At 49.3% G+C, this 6,000-nt stretch carries 7 protein-coding genes; 4 read left to right on the top strand and 3 right to left on the bottom strand.

Translation table 11 applies throughout. The features are described from left to right. The first annotated feature begins 271 nt into the window (after positions 1 to 271). Together H6G89_RS25725 and H6G89_RS25720 are read left to right on the top strand one after the other, a co-directional pair. The gene (locus H6G89_RS25725) at positions 272 to 2,449 is read left to right on the top strand and encodes a GAF domain-containing sensor histidine kinase (RefSeq protein ID WP_190511915.1); all 2,178 of its coding nucleotides are present in this window, start codon (positions 272 to 274) and stop codon (positions 2,447 to 2,449) included. 24 nt (positions 2,450 to 2,473) lie between these two features. Then, the gene (locus H6G89_RS25720) at positions 2,474 to 3,070 is read left to right on the top strand and encodes an SRPBCC family protein (RefSeq protein ID WP_190511913.1); all 597 of its coding nucleotides are present in this window, start codon (positions 2,474 to 2,476) and stop codon (positions 3,068 to 3,070) included. A 23-nt stretch (positions 3,071 to 3,093) separates the two neighbouring features. On the opposite strand, the gene H6G89_RS25715 is transcribed toward H6G89_RS25720, so the two are convergent. From H6G89_RS25715 to H6G89_RS25705, 3 genes are all read right to left on the bottom strand, one after another. Continuing rightward, positions 3,094 to 3,705 (bottom strand): hypothetical protein, encoded by a 612-nt coding sequence (locus tag H6G89_RS25715; RefSeq protein ID WP_190511911.1) that lies wholly within the window; start codon positions 3,703 to 3,705, stop codon positions 3,094 to 3,096. Then, positions 3,702 to 4,367, bottom strand: a complete 666-nt coding sequence (locus H6G89_RS25710; RefSeq protein ID WP_190511909.1) for a ParA family protein — start codon at positions 4,365 to 4,367, stop codon at positions 3,702 to 3,704. The genes H6G89_RS25715 and H6G89_RS25710 overlap by 4 nt, the downstream gene beginning before the upstream one ends. A gap of 131 nt (positions 4,368 to 4,498) precedes the next feature. After that, positions 4,499 to 4,864, bottom strand: a complete 366-nt coding sequence (locus H6G89_RS25705; RefSeq protein WP_190511907.1) for a DUF4864 domain-containing protein — start codon at positions 4,862 to 4,864, stop codon at positions 4,499 to 4,501. Between the two features lie 134 nt (positions 4,865 to 4,998). Between H6G89_RS25705 and H6G89_RS25700 the strand changes: the two genes are divergently transcribed. Beyond that, a complete protein-coding gene (locus tag H6G89_RS25700) occupies positions 4,999 to 5,592 on the top strand; it encodes a DUF2062 domain-containing protein (RefSeq protein ID WP_190511905.1) in 594 nt (197 codons plus the stop codon). An 81-nt stretch (positions 5,593 to 5,673) separates the two neighbouring features. Further along, complete coding sequence (locus H6G89_RS25695) at positions 5,674 to 5,844, top strand: hypothetical protein (RefSeq protein ID WP_190511950.1); 171 nt, start codon at positions 5,674 to 5,676, stop codon at positions 5,842 to 5,844. Positions 5,845 to 6,000: the final 156 nt, after the last annotated feature.

Here is a 6,000-nt window from a genome sequence, read left to right as displayed (position 1 = left end):
ATCGAGGAGTTCAGGTCGAAAAGTCATAGTACGAGTGTCTCGGGTCTAGTAGTTCATTAGATCTCATTTCTGACCTTTGACACAATCTAATTTACAATCCCGGCAAAGTCGTAATCTCATAACCTCAGCCATCAAATTAACATCCTTAATTCGATGGTTAAAGGTCAGCCCCCTGCACTACACCCAGTTTAAGAGAACCCATGACCCTTAACCATTCCATCAACTGTGTCAGTGCAGCGGCTGAAACTAAAACTCTCAGGGAGGTGTTGAATTGATTTCCCGTCCAAACTATCCAACATCATGGCAGACGCTCTCCGTTGCAGAAAACCATTCTGTCACACCCCTGCACCGGCCATGCGTCAAACCCTCTTCCCCTCAGACGACGGCAGAAACATTTCAATCCTTCTATCAATCCTGCCTTGAACAACTACAAGCCAGTCAAAATGCCCATCAAGGGCTCCTCAAGCTAACTCATGCATTAGGAGACTTTTTCCAGTCTCAGTGTTGGATAGGGACGCTGGATCAACAGGGCAACATCCCTCAAAGCACCTATTGGGATTCCCATAGCAGCACAACATGGATTTATCAGCCCACAGATTTATCCATCCTGTCGCGCCATACGGCAACTTTATCGGGTGACAGACTGTTAGAACCGATCGCCACGCCTGATCTCCACATCAGCCATCCTGAAGTCGCCTTGGAGTTGTCTGAAAAGCAGGTAAATGCTTCACTCAGTCGGACAAACATTCGGGCTGTCTTGACAATTCACACGAATTTTCAAGGCAATATCAACGGGATCATTGCACTTACGCGATCGCAACCTCATTCGTGGACGGAGTCAGATATGCAGTCTCTGAAAACCCTGTCAACTTGCGTAGCAATCTCTATCTCCCAGATGCAGCTAGAGCAGCACACTCAACAACAGATTCACTATCAAACCTTGCTGGATCAGTTGGCGATCGCCAGCCGCAGTGCTTGTAATCTGGATCAAATCTTTCAACTGGCACTGAAAGGGACTGTCGATGTCATGCAAGTGACGCGAGGGTTTGTGCTGCTGCTTAAATACAATGAGCCGTTACTGAAAAATCGCTCCTCAGAATGGTCAAAAGCCAAGTCTCCCACGGCCAGACTGACGGTTGAATCTCAATATCCGCTCACCTGTGAGTTGTCCAACCAGACCTTGAGAGGGATAATTCCTCCAGAGAGAGAACTATCTCGCCCCACTGCTGAAACCATAGCCATTAAGGATGCCTCAATGGGCACCTGGCTCAAGGCATCTTTTCAGGTGCTTGAGGAAGAAATTAACCAGTGTATCGTGATCAACGGCTCTAGCTCGATGGTGCTGCCAACCTTACATCCCGCTACCATGTCTGAGGCTGTCCCACCTGCTAGTACTTCGTTTCAGGGATCTAGCTCTGGGCTGGCTGCCATCCTTAATCCTGAGCTGATGCCTTCCCTCCTGCTCATGCCACTGGAGAGCCAGGGTGTCATTTTAGGATGCCTGATTCTGCAACATGAGCATCTGCGGGTCTGGAACCCCCAAGAAATTGGATTTGTCAAGTTGGTAGCGGCTCAGGTCAGCACTGCCATGATTCAAACCCAGACTCTGCGTCAGGTGCAGTCGCTCGTGGACGAACGGACGGCTCAACTGCGCAAGAGTCTAGACGTACAAGCAAAGCTGTATGAGAAGACTCGGCAACAGGTCGATCAATTGCGGCGACTCAATCAGATCATGGAGGAGTTTGTCAGCACTATCAGCCATGAACTGAGAACCCCCCTAACTAGCATGACACTGGCGATCCGGATGTTGCGGCAAGCTGGTTTATCACCCGAACAACGAGCGAAATATCTCGATATTCTGGAGCAGCAATGCCTCCAGGAAACGAATCTGATTAATGACCTGTTAGCTTTACAAAAAATAGAAGCTGGCTCTACCGCATCTCAATTTCAACTGATTGACATTCGATATCTCATTCAAGGTGTCACTCAATCTTTTGAGGAGTTATGGGCTAAAAAGCAACTCAAGTTAGACGTTGAGATGCCTGACTATCCACTCAAACTTTGGACTGACTCCGATAGCCTCCATCGAATTCTGTCTGAATTGTTGACTAACGCTGGCAAATATGGGGAGGTGGGGAGCCAGGTCCGGCTCAGCGTCACCCATAGCATTGAGCAACAGGTGAGCCAACTCCAATTCTCACTTTCTAACGTTGGAGCGGGGATCACCCCTGAAGAAATGCCCTATATTTTTGATAAGTTTCGTCGGGGCAGGGGCGTGACTCAACAGGCAGTACCAGGGACCGGATTGGGATTGGCACTTGTCAAAGGACTGGTTGAACATTTAAGTGGGGCGATCGCTATTTCGAGTCACCCCTTGGGGCACAATGAATTATGGGAGACTTGTTTGACCATGACGTTGCCCCAATTGCCAGATTCACCCTTGACTTAACTGAATTTCATACCTACTCGTTCTATGAATTCTGAGTCTATGAACTTTGACGCTGATGCGCTCAACCTAGCTGAGATGAATGTCACCTCAGCAGATTTGCTGGAGAGTGAATGTCCGGTTGAGCCTCCTCAGGGCGTTAATGTCAAGGTAGAGCGGTTGGATGGGCGCAGACGACAGATCATCGCTACGATCCAGATTCCTCATCCTGTTGAGACGGTTTGGAATATCTTGACCGATTATGAGCATTTAGCCGATTTCATTCCCAATCTGGCAAAGAGCCGACGGATCGAGCACCCCCAGGGAGGGATTCGATTAGAACAGGTCGGAAGCCAATCTTTTTTCAAGCTCAAGTTTTGTGCGCGGGTCATCCTCGACATGGTGGAGAAATTCCCGGATCAGCTTGATTTTCGGATGGTCGAGGGAGACTTTAAAGAATTTGTGGGCAGTTGGTTGCTCCAACCTCAACTAATTGGTGGGCAGCCCGGAACTGAGTTGCAGTACGTTGTGCAAATCCTGCCTCCCCGGACGATGCCCACTGCGTTGATAGAACGCTGCCTGAGCCACACGCTAGCCATGAATTTGACCGCTATCCAGCAACGTACCCAAACCTTGTTTGGTTAGTGTCTGCATAGCCGAGTATCGCTTCAGTCTACCCAGCCAATCTCAGCATCGGTGAAGCTGGGTGAGGGTTGTTCCTTTTGCACAGGGTGTTCCAGGATTCGGCGGAGTTCTAAATGGACAGAGTTAGCAGGAGCGATCGCGGTCGTGCTTTGTTTGAGCGTGTCTAACTCCTGCTTCAATTTGAGGTTGTTGTCAGACAGAGTCACAATCAAGTGTTTTGTTTCTTCTAACTCAGCCCGATTTTGATCGGCTTGCTTCAGGTCTGCCTTTAAGACCTGAACGAGTTCCCGTTGCTGTTGTAGAGCAGCTTCTAGATCTGTAATTTCCTGGCGCAATGCACCTTCAGTCTGTTGAGCCGTGTTGAGGGATGTCTGGAGAGTGGCGATCGCTTCTTTTAGCTCAGCAATCAAGCTGTCCTGTTGTTGTTTGGTGTCTGCGGAGGCAGGATCAGAGGCAACAACTGCCGATTGAGTTGTTTTACTGGCAGCTGCCGATTTGGTTTGAGGTGCTTTGCGTCGATTGGTCGTTGTGGGTTGTTTTGCAGCCTCAGGAGTGACCTGTTCTACAGGTTTCTCATCTTCTAAAGATTTTTGTGCCTCTTGGCGTAGCAAGTCTGACAATCGCTTTTTAGTCATTTCGTCCTCCAATCCCGTTGGATTTCATCTGCGATACGGCGGTAGTCTGCTTCCGCCTCCCGTGCATTTTTTCCTCGCCACTGTGAAATAGCTAATCCCTCAAGAGCGGCTCGTTCGTGAGCTTTGTAAGCACGTACAAAGGCATTACAGGCTGGAATCCCCAATTCCATTAAGGTATTTTGTGCTTCTAATGCCTCATTCAAACTGCGCGGATCGACTCGCGTCAGCAGGACTCGATAGGCAACGCCCACGGGTATAACCGCCACTTTAACAGTTTCAATCAGGGCTGCTAAGTCCATTGGGGCAGGGGGGGTAGGTAGAACCAGATAGTCAGCCGCAGGTATTACTGCGGCTAGCGCATCCGATGCTAAAGCAGGGGGTGTGTCTACTATCACTAGTGTATAGTCTTTGACCGTACGGAGGCGATCTAAAACAGTTGGATCGGTTTCCTGTGCCAGGTCGAACCCCATCCTCTCGCTACTGCGCTCTACCCACCAGGTTGCAGAGCCTTGAGGGTCAGCATCGACGAGCAAGACTGAATTTTTTTCAGCAAACGTTGCCGCCAGGTTAATAGCGGTTGTAGTTTTTCCAACCCCTCCTTTGCCGTTGAGAACGACCAAAATTTTGGTGTGAGTCGGAGTAGTTGAGCGGGGTTTGGGCATCACGGACTGAGGGTATGAGGAATAGGCATGGGGTTGAATATACCCTGTCAGCGAGGGCAAACAGAAGAAAACAAACCTGAACTTGACGGAACTTTAAAGAGTGATACCCCCAGCGAGCGTAACCGCATCGCTCACAAACCAAATGACTCCTCCATGGGCATCAGAAGACAGCCATGAATGCGCCAACTATCGTCAGGTTGTTGTTGCATGAGGTAAACGGCTCTCAGCAGAGTTCCGTTTGGGGTCATCAGGAGCACTTTTTGGGCAGGATAGCCTTCGACCTCAGCAATTGTCTCAAACAAGACGGAGCGGGGACGATAGACTGCCTCGTAGTTGAGCTTGACCATCGCCATAAATTTCTCAGGGTTGTCAAACTGTGTTTGAATGCCGGGGCTAGCACAGGCAAATGCACCTACTGAGTCATCTTGTTGAAAGGCTTCGAGTTGTTGGGTGATGACAGACCGAATCATCTGGCGATCGCTATCAGTCAAATTCATTAACGTAAGGGGGAGCAATCTCTTAATGTAGGTTTGTTATAACCGTATAACGTAGATGAACCAGACAAAATGAAGCGGTTGTGGCAAATTCAGAGTCTTTTAGACGGCGGATCGGCAAGCCTATGGGCAGGTCGATGAAAACAAGTCAAGCGAAGTGGAAACGAGGGCTGAACTATCTCTGGTTGCGGTTCCTTCGCTTGAGAGCGACTCCCAACGAAATTTCCCGTGGTTTTGCGTTTGGGGTGTTTTGGGGCATGTTTCCCTTACCAGGGTTGCAGATGGCAACTGCCATCCTCACAGCAGCGTTGTTTCGCAGTAATAAGTTAGCCGCCGCAGCAGGCACCTGGTTGACTAACCCGGTGACTACTCTGCCCTTTACAGCCCTGAATCTGCATGTGGGTCAAGCGGTGCTAGGTCGAGAGTGGAGCGAGTTGCCCAGTGACTTGCGATCGCCCGATGCATTTCTAGCGTTGGGTAGTGAGATGATTACAAGCTATCTCATGGGTTGTTTTGTCGTCGGGCTAGTCGCGGCGACCATCAGCTACTTAATTGGGGTGCCGCTGGTTTCGTTACTACAGCAACGGATGCAACAGCGCAAGCTTAGACGGCATCGGCTCAAGTCAAGTCATGCAGCAGAGCACCTGGCATCAAGACCCTTAAAGTCTGAGTCGCTCAGATCGGGAGCGTCTAGATCGGCAAACGAGGGGTCACACCACTATCCCCCTTAAACTACAACTCCATCTAAAATAATTCCGTAAGGAGAGATGTAAGTTTTGTAAAAGATTATACCAAAGTGTGAGGGTGCATGTATGGTGGTCGATACCAAAGTTGCCGATAAACTTACCGAAAGAATGATTCATACTGCCAATTCTGAGGTTGAAGCCAAACAAGCTAAGACCCGGCAACTACGACAAAACCCTTTTACGACCTATCGCGATCCTGAAACTGGACGATGGATGGTCATTAAAGCCGCTGCTTAAAAGCTTTTTGCACTTCGCTGTTAAGCACACAAGGCATTAACAATTTTTTGAAGATAGGACACCCCAATTTACCCAGCAGAACTGCTGGGTTTTTTCCTTAGGATTGCGGATTGAATAGATCCGCAACCTGTATGGGCGGGGTGCATCTGACGGTTA

This window comes from Oscillatoria sp. FACHB-1407, from assembly GCF_014697545.1.
GTDB lineage: Bacteria > Cyanobacteriota > Cyanobacteriia > Elainellales > Elainellaceae > FACHB-1407.
Note: the sequence above shows the minus strand (reverse complement) of the source record. Positions and strands in the feature narration are given on the sequence as shown.

What these genes read in the sequence shown, in the direction of transcription:
- H6G89_RS25720 (WP_190511913.1), top strand. Translation starts at nt 2,474, where the DNA reads ATGAATTCTGAGTCTATGAACTTTGACGCTGATGCGCTCAACCTAGCT.
- H6G89_RS25715 (WP_190511911.1), bottom strand. Translation starts at nt 3,705, where the DNA reads ATGACTAAAAAGCGATTGTCAGACTTGCTACGCCAAGAGGCACAAAAA.
- H6G89_RS25710 (WP_190511909.1), bottom strand. Translation starts at nt 4,367, where the DNA reads ATGCCCAAACCCCGCTCAACTACTCCGACTCACACCAAAATTTTGGTC.
- H6G89_RS25705 (WP_190511907.1), bottom strand. Translation starts at nt 4,864, where the DNA reads ATGAATTTGACTGATAGCGATCGCCAGATGATTCGGTCTGTCATCACC.
- H6G89_RS25700 (WP_190511905.1), top strand. Translation starts at nt 4,999, where the DNA reads ATGAAAACAAGTCAAGCGAAGTGGAAACGAGGGCTGAACTATCTCTGG.
- H6G89_RS25695 (WP_190511950.1), top strand. Translation starts at nt 5,674, where the DNA reads ATGGTGGTCGATACCAAAGTTGCCGATAAACTTACCGAAAGAATGATT.